Genomic DNA, 20,051 nt, shown 5'->3' with positions numbered 1-20,051 from the left:
TAACAAAATCAAACATATATTAAAATAAAATTATTTAGAATTATTTCATCATAATTTGGGAATTTGCTTATGAAATTGTTAGGAATATTATCTATCCCTTTTATTATCTCTGCCTGTGTTACTAATCAGAATGTGCAAAAGGAAGAGACCCCAGAATGTATGAATTATCATGCAATGATGACAGCACCTATGCCAGCAGATGCAATGGAAAACTTAAAAAAAGCCTGTTACGAATCTAGAAAATAGCGTTGAGCATTTATATTTAAAAAAATTTATTAATACGAGAATATTAAGTTAAAAAATAACTGCTGACTGTTCTTATTTTTGCAACTTAAGTTCTTATTTTAGTAGCTTGTTTTAATCTTTCGAAATCAGAAATATAAGAATGTTTTTATCAAGTATAGAACATTTAATTTAATTGTATATCTGAGGTTTCGAATGAAAAAGATCTTTTTAAATACCACACTACTAGGCTTAATGTATTTGAACATAAGTCATGGAGCCAATGCTCAAAGTACGATAGATATTCCAGAAGCTCCCTCTACTGTAAATGCGGTTTATGTTTCCCAATCGAGTAATAAAGCTTTAAATCCATCGGAAAAAATTGACCGTCTATATAACCGAAATCTTCAGCAAGAGTATGTACTGCAACGTATGACAGAACATACTTATTTTTTTCAATCTCAATTTTATGGAACGATGTTTTATGTAGGTGAAAAAGGAGTACTGTTATTTGACCCAGTTGAAAATGCTGGAGAAAAGATTTTAAAAGCGATCTCAGAAGTAACAAAATTACCTGTTACAACAATTGTCTATTCGCATGCGCACGCTGATCATATCAGCTCAGCTCCAGTAATTGTTGAAGCTTCTAAAAAGGCAGGTGTCAAAGTACGTATTATTTCATCTGATGCTACAGCAGAGCTTTTAAACCGAATTAAAAGTAAATTACCAAAACCTACTGAAACAATTCCTTTTAAAAATGGTAGTTTTAATTTTGAAGGGGTGAATGTTCAAGTACATGGTTTCAAATATGCAGCACATACTGCCGATACAGGTGTTTGGTTAATTCCAAGTGAGAAAGTTGCACATATTCCCGATCTAATAAATGCCGATCAATTACCTTATTGGGGTTTCGCTGGTGCTGAAGTTCCTCTTTATTTTGAAGAAAATTTAAAAGAATTAAAAAGTTTAAATTGGGTATTTCTGAGTGGTGGCCATGGAAATGTTGGATCTAAAGCTGATGTAGATTTCTATTTAGAATTCCTAAAAGATATGAAACAAGCAGTGGGCCAATCATATGGGGTAGTGCAGTGGGGAGTAGGAGCTCCTGATCCTCAGAAAACAAATTCACATATGGCCCAGCTACCAGCATATCTTGATGCAATAGGTAATCAGGCAACTGAATATTTACGACCAAAATATGGACAATATTATGGGTTTGAAACTTCAGTTCCAAAGAATGGTGAAATCACAGCTTTATTAATGTATGCCTATCAATAGTAAAAAATGTCTATACCTAAAATCGGGTATAGACATTTTATATATTTATTTTAATTAAATATCCTGCATTTCTTTGAGTAGAGGAGGAATTTTTTCGATTAAGAAATCAAGAAAAACCTTTGATGCTGGTAAAGCACCGCTCCGAGATGGAAAGATTAAATGAAAATTTCCAGTTGGAAGTTCCCATTCAGGTAAAACGACGATAAGTTTCTTTTCTAATATCAGGCTTTTGCATTTTAATAAAGGCAGCAAAGCAATACCTTTTCCATCGGTAGCTAAACAATTAAGCAAAGTTAAACTTGCAGCTTTGATAAATGGTTTTATAGGCAAACTTACATTTTCATTAATAGTTTGATTGCTAAAGAACCAAGTTTGATTTTCATTTTCGATATTACTTAACAATTTATGCTTACTTAAATCGCTAGGATGCGTAGGTGTACCATATTGGTTGAGATATTGTGGACTGGCGACTAATACTGATTGTGTATAACCAAGATGTCTCATCACTAAATTGTGATCGCTATCTAAGTTCTGTCGAATACGGATCCCAATATCGACAGATTCTTTAAGAATATCAACCCTCTTGTTGGTAACAATAAATTTGATTTCTACTTTTGGGTATCTATCCATAAATTCAGGAAGAATGAGAGGCATAATTCTTTCTGCAACATCTATAGGAATGCTTACAGTAATTGATCCAATCGGCTCGCCGCGTAACTGATCTATTAAGTCATAAACAGTTTGCGCTTCTAAAAGCATTGATTGTACATATTGATAAATCTGCTCGCCGATTGCAGTAAGCTTAATTTGTCTTGAGTCTCGTTGTAATAATTTAACGTTTAAATTTTTCTCTAAATTTGAGAGTCTTCGGCTTAATTTTGATTTAGATATACCTGTTTTTTGTTCTACTTTACTTAGACCACCATGTTCGACAATTAAAGCAAAAATATATAAATCATTTAAATCTTTCATCGGTGTTTTAACCTTAATGAACCAATAATTTATCTTACTTCGAACTTTATCTTTGTTGGTTGCATTTTTTGCAACATATGTTCCCGATTATAGGGCTTAAGTGGCAAATATAAAACGAATAAACTCATTTCACGACTTAAAACCCTTATAGGTATGAAATGAAACTTTTACATTTAGACTCAAGTGCTCTCGGTGAATTCTCGGCTACTCGGGAGATTGGGCAAGCAGTAGTTCAAGAGTTAAAAAAACATGGTCCTTTAGAGGTAACCTATCGCGATTTGCATGTAGAACCACTTCCACATTTTTCAAAACACTTTGATAGTTTGAGTGAAGAAGCACAAGTTGATGAACGTATTCTTCAACAATTTGAAGAAACAGATATTTTTGTACTAGGGGCACCGATGTACAACTTGAGTATTCCCACCACTTTGAAAGCATGGATTGACCGAATTTTAATTGCAGGTCGGACTTTCAGATATACAGAGAATGGGCCACAAGGCTTAGTTTCAGGTAAGAAAGTTATTATTGTGAGTGCTCGCGGTAGTGCTTATGGTGATCAATTTCCTATGGATCATCAAGAATCTTATTTAAAAGATATTTTTAATTTCTTAGGTATACAAGACGTATTTGTAGTACGTGCTGAAGGAATGGCTTTTCCAACTCGTTCTCAATCAATTAGTAAAGCAATTAATAGTATTCCACAAATGTTTGCTATTCCTGCTCCAAACTGAGAGAGAATAATTATGACTAGAATTAATAACGCAATCGAAAAAATTATCCAACATCCAAAAGTATTTGGATTTGCATCACTTCTAATGCGGGTAATGATATCTGTAATTTTTGTCTTATCCGGATTAGGAAAGATATTTCAATATTCGAGTAATGCTGGATATATGGAGTCTATGGGAGTGTCATCTGCATTATTGCCATTAGCAATTCTGGTTGAGTTTGGAGGTGGTTTCCTTGTATTGATTGGCCTTCAAACGCGACTTGCAGCATTTCTATTGTTTGGTTTCTCGTTAGTGGCAGCAGTGCTATTTCACAGTGGTTCTGATATGAACAGCCAAATTATGTTTATGAAAAACATTTCAATGGCTGGAGGTCTACTGGCTCTTGTTATCTTTGGCGCAGGTGGCCTGAGTGTAGATAAGAAACTTAAATAATTTCAGAAAGGTAAAGGTACATATTTGTATTTTTACCTTTATTTTTCTATTTAAATAATGGTTATTATCAATGAGATTATTTTTTTATCCTCATGCCTGTTCAATGGCGATTCATATTGCTTTAAAAGAAACAGGGCAAGTATTTGATACAGAGTTTGTAGACTTATCAACAAAAGTCACTGGATCCGGATTGGATTATTTAAAGATTAATCCTAAAGGGGCAGTTCCAGCACTTGGACTTGAAAATGGTAAAGTCATAACTGAAGTTACAACAATACTGACTTATTTAGCTGACTTGGTTCCAGAGAAAAATCTAATACCCAAATCTAGTTCTTTTGAACGTTATGAAATGATGAGTCTATTGTCATTTATTAGTATGGATATACATAAAAATTTCTCTGCTTTTTTCTACAAAGAAAAGATTGAGTCTTGGATTGAAGTATCCAAACACAAGTTATCAAGAAGTTTTGATTTTATTGAAAATAAACTTCAGTCAAATCAGTATTTAAATGGCAATGAAATCTCAATCGCAGATTTCTATTTCTTTGTAATGCTACATTGGTGTGACTATTTTTCTATAGACTTAGAGAAATGGCCTAAAATTCTCAATTTGAAATATAACTTGGAAAAAAGAAGTTCTATACAAGAAGTTCTAAAGTTTGAATCAAGTTTGTCGCAATAAATTTTATGTAAAAAGAGGAACATCCGTATGTTCCTCTTTTATATTTTATAGTCATAAAATAGATTATAGAAATAACGTATTTTGTAGAATGAAATTTAAATAAATAATTTAAAAATAAATTATGTTATAGCTTGCATTTTATTGATTAAATTTGGCATTTTTTCAATTAAAAAATCGAGAAAAACTTTAGATGCTGGAAGTGCTCCACTTCTAGGTGGAAATATTATATGAAAATTTCCTTTAGGAAGCTTCCATTCAGGTAAAATAACTATAAGTTTCTTTTCATTTATTAAATCTCGGCATCTGATAAGAGGGAGTAAAGCAATACCTTGGTTATCTTGTGCTAATGACATGAGTAATGTTAGGCTTGAAGCTTTAATAAATGGCTTTATACTTGTATTTAACTTTTGTTCTAAATTTTCAAAAAACCAAATCTGATTTTCATTATCCAGGTTGTTGCTTAATAATTTGTGATTATTTAATTCATTTGGATGTTTAGGTATTCCATACCGTTGAATATATTCAGGGCTAGCGACTAAAACGGATTCAAGATAGCCTAAATGTCTCATTACTAAATTGTTATCAACTTCTTTGCTAGAGCCGACCCTAATACAAATATCTATTGATTCTTTTAATATATCAATTTTTTTATTAGTCACTATAAAGTTTATTGCAACTTTAGGGTATTTCTCCATAAATTCTGGAACAATCAAAGGTAATTGTCTTTCTGCAACTCCAATTGGAACACTCACATTAATAGTACCTATTGGCTCCTCTTGACATTGATCAATTAAATCATAAACATTTTGAGCCTCTTTAAGCATAGATTGAACATATTGATAAATTTGTTCGCCAATAGCAGTCATTTTGACTTGTCGAGAGTCCCTTTGTAGTAATTTAATATTTAGATTTTTTTCTAATGTAGATAATCTACGGCTTAATTTGGATTTGCTTATACCAGTTTTTTCTTCAACTTTGCTTAATCCACCATGCTCTACAATTAGGGAAAAAATGTATAAATCGTTCAGGTCTTTCATAGGGGCTGCATCAAAAATTAAGATTTTTATTTTTCTATAATATGCTTATTTTTTTGTAATTTTACTGAAAATAAGTAATACCTAGAAAAATAAATGTATATTTTAGTAGAGTATTTTTTAAGAAATTTTTGTGTATCTATTTGTTTTTTATATATGATTTTTACCATGTATTTTGAGAGAGTGAAAGATATTTTTTAAATACATTTTTATAAAAATATTAATATAAACTATTGTTATTTTTTATTTATTTTTTTATGTTGCAAAAAATGCAACATATAATTTCATTTTTAGCGATAGTTTAGCTTTTTAAAAAAATTATAATTAATAGTGTCTTTGTAAAAGTATTTGTCTGTAGAAAAATCTATCTTCTACTGTTTTTAAGCATTATTCACACTCTCTATTCCTTTAAAATTCACCTAACCTTTCGCAAATTTTTTAAATCTAGATACTGTGACTGTGAATAGAAATTATATACGGTGATTTTAAAGATATGGCTTGGAATTATGTTTAAAAATAATTTAAAAAGAGGTAATAATGGGCTCTAAATCTATAGGGAGTGCAAGCTTTTTTATAAAAGCTTATGCAGTGATACAGTTATTGTTTGCTCTGACTTTGTTTGGTGGTGGAGCATATTTAATAATATTAAATGGATCTTGGTATTACTGCATTACTGGATTATTACTCATAATATCAAGTATATATCTATATCTAAACAAGATTATAGGCGCTAAAATCTTTGGCATAGTTTTTGTGTACACACTCATTTGGACAATTTGGGAGTCTGGTACAAGATTTTGGGGCTGGATACCTCGTGTAGCGACCATAGCTGTATTCGCATTTTTTTTATCTTTACTCCTGCCATATATTGCGCATGGTATACGAAAAAGAGTTGCTTATAGTTTTACCGGCTTTATTGTTACATGTTTTGTTATAGCAGGTGCATTAGCATGGTATCCCTATTTCACTTCTCTCGATACAAGCCAAATTCCTCAAAATACTTCAAATGTATACCATGCGGATAGTACTCAACCAGATAGTGATTGGCGGTATTATGGAAGAGATGCGCAGGGAACCCGTTTTTCACCCACTAATCAAATTAACCCTGAAAATATTAATCAGTTAAAACAAGTCTGGGTAACGCGTACAGGAGATATGCCTCCTGTAGATAAAAAAAATAAATGGGCTGCCCAAACAACACCAATTAAAGTCAATGATGCTCTTTACTTGTGTACTGCTACCAATAACATGCTGAAATTAGATGCGCGTACTGGTAAGAAAATTTGGGAATATAAGCATAATTTAGCTTATGAAAAATTACCGTCGACCGCAGTGTGTCGCGGTGTCACGTTCTATACTTCAAAAGTAATTCCTGAGAATGAAATATGTCATGAAAAGGTGATTGAAGGCACACTAGATATGCAACTTATAGCGGTAGATGCAAAAACAGGAAAGGCATGTCCCCAATTTGGTACAAATGGACATGTTAACTTGCTAGAAGGGATTGGTCATACAGTTCCAGGATTCATGGCTGTTACATCGCCACCCCCTGTAGTAAATGGAGTAATTGTAGTCAACCATAAAGTTCAAGATAACCAACGCCGTACAGCACCATCCGGGGTAATACGTGCATACGATGTTGATACTGGCTCTCTTAAATGGGCTTGGGATGTAAGACAACCAAATCGACATGGATTACCTCCAAAAGGTGAAACCTATAGCCGTGGTACGCCTAACTCTTGGACAGTTATGACTGTTGATGAAAAATTAAATACAGTCTATGTTCCAACAGGAAGTTCGGCCCCCGACTACTATAGCGCTTTACGTACAGAAGAAGAAAATCAAGTTTCTACCACAGTTGTTGCATTGGATGCTCAAACAGGGGTAAAAAAATGGAGCTTTCAAACTGTTCATAAGGACGCATGGGATTATGATTTAGGATCACAAGCAACTCTACTTGATTATAAAGATCAATCAGGAAAGATTGTTCCAGCGCTCATTATGCCAACAAAAAGAGGACAGACATTTGTATTAAACCGAATTACAGGTAAACCCATTTCAAAAGTTGTCGAGCGCCAAGCTCCTAAATCTGTTATTCCAGATGATGTGCGTTCGCCTACACAACCATGGTCTGTAGATATTCCTCGATTAGGGTTTTCAGATTTAACAGAATCAAAAATGTGGGGCATATCACCAATTGATCAAATGCTTTGTCGTATTAAATATAGACAAGCATATTATGTGGGTGAATTTACTCCTCCTACGGTTAATAAACCATGGATTCAATATCCTGGATTTAATGGTGGTAGTGATTGGGGAAGCATAGCCTATAACCCTAAAAATGGTATTTTGATCGCTAACTGGAGTAATACCCCAATGTACAACCAGTTGGTTGCAAGAGCTAAAGCAGATCAAGAAGGTATTTTACCGATGGATGATCCGAAATTTAGTGCTAAGAAAAATGGCTCAATTGCAGCAATGGCTGAATCTCCTTATGCAGTAAATGTTCAACCATTCTATGCTCCAATTACCAATGTGCTTTGTAATGAACCACCATATGGAATGGTTACTGCTATTAATATGAACACCAAGAAAGTGATTTGGCAAAAACCTTTGGGAACTGCAGAGCACAATGGTCCATTTGGATTGCCAACATATTTACCTATTAATATTGGTACACCTAATAATGGTGGGCCTATTATTACAGATGGTGGAGTTGTATTCGTTGCTGCTGCAACTGATAACCGTTTGCATGCCTTTGACAGTAAAACTGGTAAGTCGATCTGGAGTGCCAAATTACCTGCGGGTGGACAAGCAACACCTATGACTTATTCTATTGATGGAGAGCAGTATGTTGTTATTGTTGCAGGTGGCCATTACTTTATGCAAACACCGCCCGGTGACTATGTAGTTGCTTTTAAACTAATGAAAAAATAAATTTAAAATCTTTTACCAAGTTCTATTTTTTAGAAAAAGAGGCCATAAAAGGTCTCTTTTTTCTTAGTTTTACTGCTTGAGGTGTGGTGGCATAATTGGGCGGCACCGCATACTTAAAGCCATTTTTGAAACTAAACAGATTTACTCGCAGGCCTACCACATGGCAATTGAGTATAGAAAATAGCTGCTTAAAGAACTTTTTGATTTGGTTTTTAGTTTGGAAAACCATACGTTAAAACCAAGTGCTAACATGGTTTTAAACTTAATTGATGGCTTGATGTTCCAGATTTTAAGCTCAAAAAGTTTGGAAGAGAGGGATATGGTGGTGTGGCGGTTTTTTTAAATAGGAAATATTACTTTCTTTAAATTTATATTGATGAATTTAAGATCATGCGGTAGGAGATTAATTATTTATAATATTTAGAAAATATTATTAACTTTTTTATATTATATTTATGATTATTAAAAACTAAATTTTAAATCTTATGGATGAACTGATTTCAGCAGCTGCAACAATTCAAGGTGCACAAATTCAAGCTAATTACGCACTTTGGGCAGCTGTTTTAGGTGGTGCATTTTATTAGCTTCAATTTTTTTTTACTGCTCAATTTACTTTAAAAGCATATAAAATCGATAAATTAGCTGAGGCAAAAAGAGATATCTATCTGGATTTAGTCCGTAACTGGCAAAACTTTATGATGGCAGTTTTTTCTTTCATTAACTTAAATAAGGACGTTTACGAAGAAAATTTTAGTTTAGCTTTGACAGAATTAATTGCCTCTTTACATGAGACTAGTTTCATTTCTGATCCATTGACCAAAGAAAAAGTATTAGATTTTACAATGCAACTGATAGAGGATTTATTCAAGATTAGGCACTATGGTACGCAGTTCTATGACTTTGAAGGAAATGAACCAGAAAGATTTAGAATGCAGATTGAGGTGATGGATTTTATGCGTGACTATGGAATTAAAGCTTTAGACTTGCAAAGAGAACTGAGAATCGAAATAGGATTAAAAGAGGATGAAATAGTAAATCAACGCATACTTAAAAAACAAAAAGAATTTTATGAAAAAGTAAAAATAAAATTAAAAAATTTTTTGGAAAAAAAGGGTGAAGGGAATGAAGAAATTTAAACTTTTTATAAAAGAAATTCCAAACTTTAAATTAAGCAATAAAGTTATTTTAAATGATTGTTCGTATCGCTTATAAAATATATGTAAACGTAACTAGGTAAAATATGATAAAGAGATATTTAATAAGTGGATTATTTGCTTTAATTCTCAGCATGAATATTCATGCAAATGGAGAGACTCTAAGTGCTCAAACCACTAAACTAGGACCAAAAGATCTAACAGCAGAGGCACGTATAAAACTATATAAAAATGGTTCGTTCGAGGTAATTCTTACAAAGAGTAGTGGTGATCCAGAGCAAGATGAAAAAATTTTAAAAATGATCAGAGCTGCAAACTTTAAGAAATTTCAGGAAAAGCTGAATCTTAGATATAAGAATCTGGATTATCCAGTTTACTTCAGTCAACCATTTATAATTACTCCAGCTACAGACGAAGTTAAAACCGAAGAATAAATCTTTTTTGCGTTATATTGGATGCGATGTAAGTAAATTGCACTACTGGCCTTAAAAAAAGCTCACCAAGATATGGGCTTTTTCTATTACACATTGCTTAAAAAATATACAGAAACCTCCCTAAAACGAGTTGGAACACTACAAACGCGAATGATACTTTAAGTTTCACTCTTCCCAATAAGTGAGGTGAGCAATGAAATTGTTAGCTTTGATTAGTATGGGAGTTGCAGCGAGTTATTGTTATAGAACTATAAAAAATATCAAGCCAACTCTACTAAAACCTAATTTTGATGAAATAGTAAAAAACTTTGTATTAGCAGAATTTAAAGCCTAATGCATTTGATAATCTTAATTAAATAAAAAAGCTCATCGGAAGATGGGCTTTTTTATTGTAGTGGTGTTTATTGAGTTTGGAGCAAGTTGGTATTTATAATTGCTCCAAATTTTTAAATACAAATGGCAAATGACAACTACAGTAAGACTTAATCACACATCATCTTCTGGAACTAAAGGAGATGGACGTGATCAGAAAGAAAAATTTATAGATTATTGTGAATATAAGTATTTTCTACCTGATAGTCAGAAATGGGGTGTTTCAGTGAAAACTGAATTAACTCAAGCAGAAATAATAGAAAAGCAAAAATGCAATGACGCTATCAATAATCCTTTCACATCTGAATACTATCTTTTGCTTTGTCTCATAATTATTACGATTATATTTTTCACTTTTTGGAATATGAAAGGTTATCTTTCTATAAAGAGAAGAGAGCAAGAGACAGGAATTAAAGCGAATATATCATTTGAAATGAAAATCATATGTTTAGTTTCATTCTTTCTTACTCTCATTGTCGCGGGAGTATTGTACGCTCTCTATTTTCTATATCTTAATTATAAGTATCAGTATTAAATTAGTTAAATTAGTCAAACATATTTCACTAAAGAGAACCCAGCTAAAGACTGATTGTTAGCAGGGCTTTTTATTTACATAAACTTTTTAAATAATAAATGATCAAGGGTTAAAGAGTCAGGCTTTTTGGAAAGAATAAAAGTTAGAATAAATATATAAATTAGATCATGAATATAAAAAAACCAACTTGTCCAAGTTATTAAATCTAGTCCTGATGGAATTGTATAGATGCCTACTGTGAAGAAGGCAATAAAACAAATAAAGATTAAGATCAAACAAGAAAGTTGAGTAAAAAGCCCGATGGTAAGCATTAGTCCTAGTACAAACTCACAAAGTGATACAAAGACAGCCATGAACTCAGGAAATGGTATTCCTGCATGAATTATGGTATCCAACATAATTTGTTGATTCTTTTCTACAAAAAGCTTGTTATATCCAGTCGTTAAAAAGAATAGCCCAATCGATATTCTTATAAGAGCTAGAGAAAAATTATTAAATTTTGTGGAGTAGAGGGGATTTTGGAAAAATATTTTCAACATAGAGCGGGAAAAGTGGAGAAATATTCTAGAAATATGGATGAAGTGTTCAAGCTTAAGCAAGTTTTGTGATGTATGATATTTGTCTTTCAATTTCCTACAATGAACGCAATTACCTGATTTTATTTTATAAATTAATAGATTGTTATTATACCGTAAGCCTTATTCTATATGGCTTATGGGTGGCAACTAATACGAGAGTTTATCGAAGTGCTTATGTTGGGGAGCCAGTTACAGAAGAATTTCGCCCAGACAGAGTCACGATAGTTATCGATCCAAAAACAAAAAGAATAATAGCTAGTATTTGCGGCTAAGTCTTTATAGATTTGTTATAAATCAAAAAGATACTAGTTAATTGATCTCTTTTACTCTATTTACAAAATTAATTCTGCCAATACGGTGTGTCTCCATAGATTTCTGAAAAATAATCTATCACTGCTCTAATATTAAGTGGGGGATGGCGGACATTTGGATAAATGGCTGCAATATGCTGGGGTTGCGATTTAATCGCGACTTCATATTCAGGTAAAAGCTTTATTAAATCACCTTGTTTTAAAGCTTCCCCAATCAACCAATCAGGAAATAAAACAATACCCATACCATGAAGCGCAGCTGTCATTAAACTCTCGGCATTGTTTGAAGAAAGTAAGGGGGTAATTGGATAATGTACCCATTCTTTATCAGGCTTTCTCACTAACCAGCGGTTAGGACCTTCAAAACCTTTATAGACTAGACATTTGTGTTGATTAAGTTCTGCTGGGTGATCAAGCGTACCGTATTTAGCAACATACTGAGGAGATGCTGCTAAATGATACTTTTGTGTAGCAAAAATACGTGCATGAAATGATGAATCAGTTAGCGTTCCAATGCGAAATATTAAATCGGTGCTTTCGCGTAATGGATCTATAAATTCGTCGGTTTGAATTAGCTCTATTAAAAGTCTTGGATAACGTTCTGATAAACCCGCCAACCACGGCGCAATATGCCGTTGACCAAAAAATACAGGAGCATTAATGCGGACGAGTCCGGATGGCTCTATAGTTTTATCTTGTAATGCCTTTTGTGCTTCATCAAATTGTTCGGTAATTCTTTTTGCATATTCAAAAAATAATTTGCCCGATTCGGTCGGTGTGATTGCTCGTGTATTTCGGTAGAAAAGTTGCTGTCCCAACGCATCTTCAAGCTGTTGGATGGTTCGAGAAATCATAGATGCAGATACGTCTTCTTTACGCGCTACATTCGAGAAGTTTTGAGCATTGTAAACACTAATAAAGAAGCGAAGCGTGCGGATATCAATCGAATTTGTTAAATCCATTTGTGCAATTTCTGCAAAAGTGATTCATAAATTATGCTGTTTTTCTGATGAATTGGCTACCTTAGTATTCGTTGCCTAGATACAGAAGAGGCAATGTAGATGCAAATTCTATTACTACTCCTAACCATTTTAGGGGGTATGGGGCTATCGGTCGAAGCGGGGTTTTTAGGGCCGTTAGGAAAGGAAGTGGGTGAGTTATGGGCCACGTTTAGTATTTTTGGTGTGGGTGCAGCACTTACCTTTTTACTCATGCTGTTTTTTAGTCCACGTAATAGTCCTTCATTTTTTACGCTTCCTTCTTGGCAATTACTCGGTGGTGTTCTTGGCCCTGCTTACGTCATTATTTTGACCATTACTACTCCAATTATTGGCATTGCAATGACCATGATTGGCATTTTAGCGGGACAGGTATCTAAAAGCCTGATCATCGACCACTATGGTTTACTAGGAACTCCACACCGAAAGGTAGACCGTAAACGAATTTTGGCACTCATCTTTATTGTTGCTGCACTTGTACTTGTCGCAAAAGCATAGGAGACCCGCATGACAATTTTAATGATCCTTCTCGCCGTCATTGGTGGTGCTTTATTGAGTGTACAGGCTGCAATTAATGGTCAACTTGGAGCAAAAGTTGGTGTATTTCGTAGTGCTTTTTTGACTTTCTCAGTCGGTGCGTTAATTACGGCGCTCCTTATTTTTTACTTTGAACCAAAACAAACCTTAACCTTGTTAGATGTTCCTAAATGGCAGTTGTTGGGTGCTATGTGTGGAGTGCCGTATATTGTCATTATGGTAATGGCCGTGCAAAGAATTGGAGCTGCCGTAGCTACGGTAGCTGTAATTTTTGGACAACTTTTGATGAGTATCTTGATTGATAACTTTGGCTGGTTTGGTAATGAAATGCTCTCTTTTTCACCGTATCGATTAGGAGCGCTAATTTGCTTAGGGATTGCTTTATATTTTATCTATTCAGGTAGTAAAGACAAAAAGATAGAAGCGTAATACAAGCTTAAAATTGAAATTAATATAGGTCTCATTGTTAGTTGTAAAGCACACTAATAATGAGGCTATGCTTCATATTTTAAGTACTTTGATAAATGAAAGAAGTTGCTGTCGAGAGATAGAATTAAAATATAAGAAATATGGTAAAGTTAAAAACCTAATTCAATACATTAAAATTGATATCAAGCTATTGTAGGAAAAACATGGTTAAAATTAAACCTCACCCAGCAACAAGCGGAAATGCATCGGCTGATCGCCTTTTAACTTTGTTAACTGCTTTTAGAATAGGTGATAAATCTTTAACCCTAGCAGAACTCGCAGAACGAACAGAATTAAATAAAGCAACCATCATGCGCTTAATCGTTTCGCTAGAAGATTTTGGTTTTGTTAACCGTCTTTCGGATGGCAGATATACGCTTGCCAGCGAAGTTATGCGTTTAAATACAATTTATCAAGATGCTTTAGATCTAGAAAGACATGTGGTGCCGTGTTTACAGCAACTTGTTGATGAAACTGGTGAAACTGCTTCGTTTTACGTTAAACATGGGGCATATCGTCTTTGCCAATATAGAGTGAACTCTACCCATCGACTGCGTGTTCATATTCAGCCGGGCGAAGTTCGACCAATGGATGGGGCAGCAGGCGCTCAAGCATTGCGATCAACACACGAACAGGTTTTAGCAAGAACTGAACCTTTTTATTCAACAGGTGTAACGGAGCCACATGCTGCTTCAATGGCATTGCCAGTATTTGACGCTCAAAATGATGTAGTTGGAGCATTAGTCGTTTCGGGGCCATCAAGTCGTTTTACTGCGGAAATTGCAAAATCTGTGGGGGATTTTTTCTTCAAAATTGCAGATGATTTAACGAAAAGTTTAGGTGGTAAGAGTATTCGTAATTAATTCTAATATTGTAGATATAAAAAAGGGGCTAAATCGTTAGCCCCTTTTTATGTATATTGTTTATGAAGTACTTTGTGGTTGGCTAAACAAAACAGCTTTCTTTCTAGACATAACGAAAACCATGATAGCCGACACGAGATTTAAGGCTGCAAGTGGAAGTAAGGCAATAGCATGGCTTCCTGTTGCATCATGAATTGCGCCATAGATATTTACTATCAACCCGCCACCAATCAGATTGGCAAATGCACCAATGGCTGCTAGACCTGCCGCCGTTGTAGTCGGTGACATCCATGAGGATGCTAAAGCCCAGAAAGGACCTTTCATAGAATAAGCACCAATTAATACGACACTGAGTAAAAAGATTGTGCCAATAAGTGAAGACGTGAACAAAGCAATTAATAAACCAAATGAGATCATCAATAGTGTGATTGCTGTATGCCAACGGCGTTCATTTTTACGATCTGAGCTACGACCCCAAAAAATCATTGCAATAGAAGCTAGGCCATAAGGAATCGCATTCACTAAACCGATTTCTAAATTACTCAAACCAAATGATTTAATTAATTGTGGTGCCCAAACACTCATTGTACTGCCAGCAGCAGAAGCACCAGAATAAATAATGATCATAAACCAAATATATTTATTCTTTAAAAGTTGCCATAGTGAAATATGGCCAATTGGGGTTTTTTGTTGACGTTCAAACTGTAATCTTTCAACTAACCAAGCTTTTTGTTCGCTATTAAGCCATTTTGCTTGTTCTGGTCGATCTGTGAGTGCAAATAGGCAGGCAATACCTAATAAAATGGCAGGGATACCTTCTAAAATAAATAGCCAATGCCACCCACGCATGCCCATCCAGCCATCTAGCGATAATAAAAGTCCCGATAGTGGTGAACCGATAAAGTTTGCACCCGGAATCGCCACCATAAATATTGCGACCATTCTGGCTCTATAGTTTGCAGGCAACCAATAGGTTAAATATAAAATGACACCCGGGAAAAACCCTGCTTCGGCAGCACCGAGTAAGAATCGCATAATATATAACGATGTAGAGCTTTCAACGAAAGCTGTTGCGGCTGTAATCACTCCCCACGTCACCATAATTCGAGCAATCCAAACTTTTGCTCCAAATTTTTGCATGGCGAGGTTGCTGGGTACTTCAAATAGAAAATATGCAAAGAAAAATAAGCTACTGGCAAAACCAAAAGCAGTAGCTGTTAGGCCAAGATCTTCATTCATTTGTAATGAAGCCATACCAATATTGCCACGATCAATAATAGCGATGACATAACAAAGTGTTAAAAATGGCAGTAATCGCCACGCCACCTTGCGCATCGTTTCGCGTTCAATCGCACTCGGTTGAGAGTATTCTGTAGACATAAAAAAATCCTTTTTTATATTCAGTATTTTAATTGTTCTCGCATCTAAAAGCTTAGAAACAATTGAGTTCCATGATTAGCTATTGAGTAACTTCCAGTTAGCGATAGCTCGTGGGTTTAGTAATTGGCCATCCCAAATACTCACAATCTGTTCAAGTGCTAAAAGACCGACGCGATTACGTGAATCTGTTGTGTTTGCTCCTATGTGAGGAGTCACAACCAAGTTAGGTAATTCCCATAGTGGATTATCTTTTTCTGGTGGTTCTGAAGAAAAGGTATCTAAACCTGCACCAGCAATTTTATTATTTTTTAGTGCATCAACTAATGCAGCTTGATCAATTAATTCACCACGTGCTGTATTGATTAAGATGCTTGAGCGTTTCATCTTTTCAAATTGGGCATGAGAAAATAAGTGTCTATTCTCAGCTGTGAGTGGGCAATGTAGGCTAATAATGTCACTGGTTTCTAAAAGTTTTTCAAAGTCGTGTTCCTGTTCTACATAATCGAGCTCTGGCAAATTTTGTAAAAACGGATCATATACTTTTACTTTCATGTTTAAGGGAGCCACTAACTTCATGAGTATGCTACCGATTGTCCCTAAACCAATTAAGCCCAACGTTTTGCCATAAAGCTCTACACCATTTGCACTTGCTTTGTCCCAATGACCTTCTCGAATACGTTGGTCTAACCATGTGACTTGTCGAGCAACATTAAACATGAGTGCAAAAGCGTGTTCGGCAACAGATTGTGCATTCGCGCCTACTGCAATAGTGACAGGAATTTTTCGTTCAGCAGCAGCTTGAGTGTCGATTGTGTCAAACCCAACACCATGTTTTGCAATCACTTTTAAATTATCAGAAGCAAAAATCATATCTCTAGAAAGTTTGCCTGTTCGAACAATGATTGCATCAGGCTGTTCATCATGGATGAGTTTTTCCATTTCATCTTTTGCCATGTAGGGTTCAGTTGGAATCAACTGAATATCATGAGACTGAGCATACAGTAACGCATCTGAAGTTAATGTTGGCCCCGTGATAAGAACTTTACGTTTCATTTTGACTTGCACTCCATTTAAGTATTTTGAGCAAAATACGTCCTTAATAATCCATATTATTAAAACGACATTTCAAAAAAATAGTCAATAGTAAAAATAAATTTAAAAATTGAGTAAATTTTAGTTTAAATTTAATTAAAAATGAAATGACATTTCAAAAAAATGCTGTCATATTAATTTGCACAAGAAAACTGATCTAAGGGAAAAGTTATGGCAATTGGTTTTAGAGTGCTAAAAAACGACAGAAAAGTTGAGCAAAAATGGATTGAGCAATATCGAGATCTACCAGTCGCTAATGTCAGTGACTCAATGAATCGAATGACTTCAGGTGGGGCTCAATTAAGACCAATGCATAAAAAGGGATATCTTTGTGGGCCTGCCATTACAGTTAAGGCTCGTCCGGGTGACAACTTGATGTTGCACTATGCTATTGATATCGCCCAGCCGGGAGACGTCATTGTAGTTGATGCTGGTGGCGATCTAACCAATGCATTAATTGGAGAGATGATGGTTGCTTATGCCATTAAGAAAGGTATAGCTGGCATCGTTATTAATGGCGCTATTCGTGATTCGGTTGTAATTGGAGAGGGCGATTTTCCACTTTTTGCAGCAGGAATTTCACATCGAGGACCTTATAAAGACGGACCTGGGGAAATTAATGTTCCTATCGCGATTAATGGAATGGTGGTTGAACCTGGAGACTTGATTTTAGGTGATGAAGATGGACTTTTAAGCGTGCCTTATGCGGAAGTTGAAGAAGTTTATCTGAAAGCAAGCGCCAAACATGCTGCTGAACAAAAGCAATTAGAGCAAATCGCCGTAGGTGAAAATGATCGTAGTTGGGTGATTAACAGCTTAAAACAAAAGGGATGTGAATTACCCGAATAAGGTTATTCAAAACCATGCAAACACAAAGGGAACTAGCGAAGTCAATGATTGAGCTTCGTTAGCCTATCTAAAGTTAATTCAATAATCATTATTTTAGTGATTGAAAAATAGGAAATTTCAATTCGGTCTATGTGATTTCGTCTAAAGGAAAAGGACATGAAATATAAAGGGATAATTTCTTTATCATTATTAATGAGTATTACTTTGCAGCAAGCCAAAGCTGAAAGCGAAGATAACTCAGCGCTAAATGAAAAAATAATTAAATTACAACAGCAAATAGATTATCTCATGGAGAGGCAGAATTTAAATCAAAATAACGGATTGAATAAAGCACTTGAATTGAGTCAAAACAAAACATCAAACACTGACAAGCCTATTTCGGCTGATCAGACTAAAATTAAATTTTATGGAAATATACGTGTTGATGCTGCATATGATTTTGAAGGTTCAACGCGTTCAATTGCGAATAAGACAGGATCAATACCATTAGACAATTCAAACTCAACAAGCAAATCATTAAATGTTTCTGCCGCGACTTCACGTGTAGGGGTGGATATTGTTAAGCCCACCTCGAAAGGAGATTTGGTTGGAAAGCTAGAAGCCGACTTCATGGGAAGTGGTGGAGATAACGGTAATGGTTCGGTTCGGGTTAGACACGCTTATATTTCACTAGGAAATTGGTTAATTGGTCAGACGACTTCACCTTTTGTAAATAGTGATACAGCTCCAAGTTTGGTTGATTTTACAGGTGCGATGGGCACAGGAACTCAGCGTAATATTCAAATCCGTTATCAGCACATCGTTGATGCCAAACAAAAATTATTATTCGCTTTGGAAGGCGGTGATGTTGAAAATAAAAATGTAGAAGGTGGAAGCCGTTTTCCTGCATTAACCATGCGATATGAATTTAAAAATCCAGATTTTTTGGTTCAATTGCACGGCATGCTTCATGAAAATCGAGCAGTGTCTGACACGAATGAAGAGCAAACTAAACTTGCTTGGGGTGCTGGATTAGGCACAAAGTATAAGCTTTCTGAAAATGACTCAGTTGTGTTTAATTACTATCACATCGCTGGCGATAACCGTTACATGCTTTATTCAAAAGATAATGATGCTTTCTACTTTGATCAAAATCGGATGTATTTAAGTGAATTTGATTCTATTGAGTTAGGGTATCTGCGTAAATGGAATGAAAATTTACGTTCTTCTTTGTCCGCTGGTAGCCTTATCTATAAAGATTCAAATTTTTCAGAAAATAACCGTGATCAAAATAAAAGGCTAATCAATGCAAGCGTCAATTTATTTTGGACGCCTGTTGAGAAAGTCGATCTCGGTGTTGAATACACATATGGAAAGAGAGAAACATTTTCAGATTTAGAAGGGAAATTATCTCGAATCAACTTATTAGGTCGATACAATTTTTAATGTAATCACAGCCACTTTAATATCAGAAGTGGCTTTCTTTTATTTGAGAAGGGCTAATATTGTGGAACAAATTAATTATGCCAATGCAAGATCACAATTTTCGAAGGTCATGGAAAGAGTGCTGTTAGGTTACGCCGTAAAAATTACACGAAAAGAGAAAGATGCTGTGGTTCTAATTAGTGAAAAAGCATACCTTGAATATAAAAATGCAATGTTTGAGCTTAATAAATTAAAAAACAAAGATTTTTAACCCCCATCTATCCGTTTCTCAAGCATCTCCATAAAGGTTTTTAAAATAAAATTATGATTTTTTGATTAAAATTAATAAGATGAAGGCCGCTAGTTACTTAATCTTCATAAACTTTATTTTATCAAAAGATAAAGAAAAATTGAATAATATGTTTTTTTGTGTAAAATAAAGTTCTTATACGTACAATTCTGTCTATAAAATGTTAACTAAGAATTTTATAACTTCTTCCCTTATTCTTTTTGCGGGTTTTCACCAATATGTCTATGCGATTGAAGATGTTTCTTTGCCCAGCCAGGTGCTTCAAGATCAACGTTTAAAAGAGCTTAACCAGCAATTACAAGACCAGCTTGCTCAGCAAACTCCTTATGAAAATACAAAACCATTACAGGATTTTAAGCATTTAGTTGTTGAAGAAAGCCCATGTGTAACGGTTAAAGAAATTAGTCTTATCCCTTTAAATGGTCAGTCTGAGTCTGAACTACAGCAATTTAACTTTGTGGTTAAAGCTATAAAAAAA

General features: G+C 34.6%; 22 protein-coding genes and 2 pseudogenes. 18 read left to right on the top strand and 6 right to left on the bottom strand.

Annotation, left to right across the window (positions count from 1 at the left end; genetic code table 11):
- Nucleotides 1–69 precede the first annotated feature (69 nt).
- Entirely contained in the window at nucleotides 70–246 is a 177-nt protein-coding gene (locus ACTJJG_RS00120) for a hypothetical protein (RefSeq protein WP_017403367.1), read from the top strand.
- Nucleotides 247–438: 192 nt separating this feature from the next.
- Complete coding sequence (locus ACTJJG_RS00115) at nucleotides 439–1,500, top strand: MBL fold metallo-hydrolase (RefSeq protein ID WP_017403366.1); 1,062 nt, start codon at nucleotides 439–441, stop codon at nucleotides 1,498–1,500.
- A gap of 54 nt (nucleotides 1,501–1,554) precedes the next feature.
- Here ACTJJG_RS00115 and ACTJJG_RS00110 read toward each other — a convergent pair whose 3' ends face one another.
- Nucleotides 1,555–2,472 (bottom strand): LysR substrate-binding domain-containing protein, encoded by a 918-nt coding sequence (locus tag ACTJJG_RS00110; RefSeq protein WP_000654049.1) that lies wholly within the window; start codon nucleotides 2,470–2,472, stop codon nucleotides 1,555–1,557.
- A gap of 158 nt (nucleotides 2,473–2,630) precedes the next feature.
- Here ACTJJG_RS00110 and ACTJJG_RS00105 point away from each other — a divergent pair, with 158 nt between their 5' ends.
- From ACTJJG_RS00105 to ACTJJG_RS00095, 3 genes are all read left to right on the top strand, one after another.
- A complete protein-coding gene (locus tag ACTJJG_RS00105; protein WP_017403365.1) occupies nucleotides 2,631–3,203 on the top strand; it encodes an FMN-dependent NADH-azoreductase in 573 nt (190 codons plus the stop codon).
- A 12-nt stretch (nucleotides 3,204–3,215) separates the two neighbouring features.
- Nucleotides 3,216–3,635 carry a DoxX family protein gene (locus tag ACTJJG_RS00100; RefSeq protein WP_017403364.1) on the top strand — a complete coding sequence of 140 codons (420 nt, stop codon included), beginning with the start codon at nucleotides 3,216–3,218 and terminating at the stop codon, nucleotides 3,633–3,635.
- A gap of 70 nt (nucleotides 3,636–3,705) precedes the next feature.
- Entirely contained in the window at nucleotides 3,706–4,317 is a 612-nt protein-coding gene (locus tag ACTJJG_RS00095; RefSeq protein ID WP_017403363.1) for a glutathione S-transferase family protein, read from the top strand.
- Between the two features lie 119 nt (nucleotides 4,318–4,436).
- On the opposite strand, the gene ACTJJG_RS00090 is transcribed toward ACTJJG_RS00095, so the two are convergent.
- Nucleotides 4,437–5,354: a LysR family transcriptional regulator gene (locus ACTJJG_RS00090; protein WP_017403362.1), complete on the bottom strand. Its 918-nt coding sequence runs from the start codon at nucleotides 5,352–5,354 to the stop codon at nucleotides 4,437–4,439.
- Between the two features lie 534 nt (nucleotides 5,355–5,888).
- On the opposite strand from ACTJJG_RS00090, the gene ACTJJG_RS00085 reads away from it, so the two are divergent.
- The 6 genes and pseudogenes from ACTJJG_RS00085 to ACTJJG_RS00060 all read left to right on the top strand — a co-directional run bounded on the left by ACTJJG_RS00085 (nucleotide 5,889) and on the right by ACTJJG_RS00060 (nucleotide 10,783).
- Nucleotides 5,889–8,288 carry a membrane-bound PQQ-dependent dehydrogenase, glucose/quinate/shikimate family gene (locus tag ACTJJG_RS00085; protein WP_025466713.1) on the top strand — a complete coding sequence of 800 codons (2,400 nt, stop codon included), beginning with the start codon at nucleotides 5,889–5,891 and terminating at the stop codon, nucleotides 8,286–8,288.
- Between the two features lie 109 nt (nucleotides 8,289–8,397).
- Nucleotides 8,398–8,631, top strand: a pseudogene (locus ACTJJG_RS00080) (TetR/AcrR family transcriptional regulator); the annotation flags it as partial.
- Between the two features lie 352 nt (nucleotides 8,632–8,983).
- Nucleotides 8,984–9,424, top strand: a complete 441-nt coding sequence (locus ACTJJG_RS00075) for a hypothetical protein (protein WP_228132973.1) — start codon at nucleotides 8,984–8,986, stop codon at nucleotides 9,422–9,424.
- A gap of 104 nt (nucleotides 9,425–9,528) precedes the next feature.
- A complete protein-coding gene (locus tag ACTJJG_RS00070; RefSeq protein ID WP_032070697.1) occupies nucleotides 9,529–9,876 on the top strand; it encodes a TonB C-terminal domain-containing protein in 348 nt (115 codons plus the stop codon).
- A gap of 193 nt (nucleotides 9,877–10,069) precedes the next feature.
- Nucleotides 10,070–10,210 (top strand): hypothetical protein, encoded by a 141-nt coding sequence (locus ACTJJG_RS00065; protein WP_032070696.1) that lies wholly within the window; start codon nucleotides 10,070–10,072, stop codon nucleotides 10,208–10,210.
- Nucleotides 10,211–10,339: 129 nt separating this feature from the next.
- Nucleotides 10,340–10,783: a hypothetical protein gene (locus tag ACTJJG_RS00060; RefSeq protein WP_032063363.1), complete on the top strand. Its 444-nt coding sequence runs from the start codon at nucleotides 10,340–10,342 to the stop codon at nucleotides 10,781–10,783.
- Nucleotides 10,784–10,857: 74 nt separating this feature from the next.
- On the opposite strand, the gene ACTJJG_RS00055 is transcribed toward ACTJJG_RS00060, so the two are convergent.
- Nucleotides 10,858–11,322 carry a DoxX family protein gene (locus ACTJJG_RS00055; protein ID WP_372552849.1) on the bottom strand — a complete coding sequence of 155 codons (465 nt, stop codon included), beginning with the start codon at nucleotides 11,320–11,322 and terminating at the stop codon, nucleotides 10,858–10,860.
- Between the two features lie 379 nt (nucleotides 11,323–11,701).
- On the bottom strand, nucleotides 11,702–12,634 hold the full coding sequence (locus ACTJJG_RS00050) for a LysR family transcriptional regulator (protein WP_372552844.1): 933 nt from the start codon (nucleotides 12,632–12,634) through the stop codon (nucleotides 11,702–11,704).
- 99 nt (nucleotides 12,635–12,733) lie between these two features.
- On the opposite strand from ACTJJG_RS00050, the gene ACTJJG_RS00045 reads away from it, so the two are divergent.
- From ACTJJG_RS00045 to ACTJJG_RS00035, 3 genes are all read left to right on the top strand, one after another.
- Nucleotides 12,734–13,168 (top strand): DMT family transporter, encoded by a 435-nt coding sequence (locus ACTJJG_RS00045; protein WP_372552845.1) that lies wholly within the window; start codon nucleotides 12,734–12,736, stop codon nucleotides 13,166–13,168.
- A 9-nt stretch (nucleotides 13,169–13,177) separates the two neighbouring features.
- Nucleotides 13,178–13,636 (top strand): DMT family transporter, encoded by a 459-nt coding sequence (locus ACTJJG_RS00040; RefSeq protein WP_372552846.1) that lies wholly within the window; start codon nucleotides 13,178–13,180, stop codon nucleotides 13,634–13,636.
- A gap of 203 nt (nucleotides 13,637–13,839) precedes the next feature.
- Nucleotides 13,840–14,538: an IclR family transcriptional regulator gene (locus ACTJJG_RS00035; RefSeq protein ID WP_002113797.1), complete on the top strand. Its 699-nt coding sequence runs from the start codon at nucleotides 13,840–13,842 to the stop codon at nucleotides 14,536–14,538.
- A gap of 60 nt (nucleotides 14,539–14,598) precedes the next feature.
- Here the strand turns inward: ACTJJG_RS00035 and ACTJJG_RS00030 are convergent, their stop codons facing one another.
- Nucleotides 14,599–15,918 carry an MFS transporter gene (locus ACTJJG_RS00030; protein ID WP_372552847.1) on the bottom strand — a complete coding sequence of 440 codons (1,320 nt, stop codon included), beginning with the start codon at nucleotides 15,916–15,918 and terminating at the stop codon, nucleotides 14,599–14,601.
- A 75-nt stretch (nucleotides 15,919–15,993) separates the two neighbouring features.
- On the bottom strand, nucleotides 15,994–16,983 hold the full coding sequence (locus ACTJJG_RS00025; protein WP_230445296.1) for a hydroxyacid dehydrogenase: 990 nt from the start codon (nucleotides 16,981–16,983) through the stop codon (nucleotides 15,994–15,996).
- Nucleotides 16,984–17,181: 198 nt separating this feature from the next.
- Between ACTJJG_RS00025 and ACTJJG_RS00020 the strand changes: the two genes are divergently transcribed.
- The 4 genes and pseudogenes from ACTJJG_RS00020 to ACTJJG_RS00005 form a co-directional block, all read left to right on the top strand.
- On the top strand, nucleotides 17,182–17,859 hold the full coding sequence (locus tag ACTJJG_RS00020; RefSeq protein ID WP_017399161.1) for an RraA family protein: 678 nt from the start codon (nucleotides 17,182–17,184) through the stop codon (nucleotides 17,857–17,859).
- Between the two features lie 156 nt (nucleotides 17,860–18,015).
- On the top strand, nucleotides 18,016–19,284 hold the full coding sequence (locus ACTJJG_RS00015; RefSeq protein WP_233752363.1) for a DcaP family trimeric outer membrane transporter: 1,269 nt from the start codon (nucleotides 18,016–18,018) through the stop codon (nucleotides 19,282–19,284).
- A 61-nt stretch (nucleotides 19,285–19,345) separates the two neighbouring features.
- Nucleotides 19,346–19,534, top strand: a complete 189-nt coding sequence (locus ACTJJG_RS00010; protein ID WP_000435195.1) for a type II toxin-antitoxin system Phd/YefM family antitoxin — start codon at nucleotides 19,346–19,348, stop codon at nucleotides 19,532–19,534.
- Between the two features lie 199 nt (nucleotides 19,535–19,733).
- Nucleotides 19,734–20,051, top strand: a pseudogene (locus tag ACTJJG_RS00005) (ShlB/FhaC/HecB family hemolysin secretion/activation protein); the annotation flags it as partial.

Origin of the sequence: Acinetobacter sp. 22512 (assembly GCF_052044755.1) — a bacterium.
GTDB classification, from domain to species: domain Bacteria; phylum Pseudomonadota; class Gammaproteobacteria; order Pseudomonadales; family Moraxellaceae; genus Acinetobacter; species Acinetobacter pittii.
This window is presented reverse-complemented; position numbering and strand designations above follow the sequence as displayed.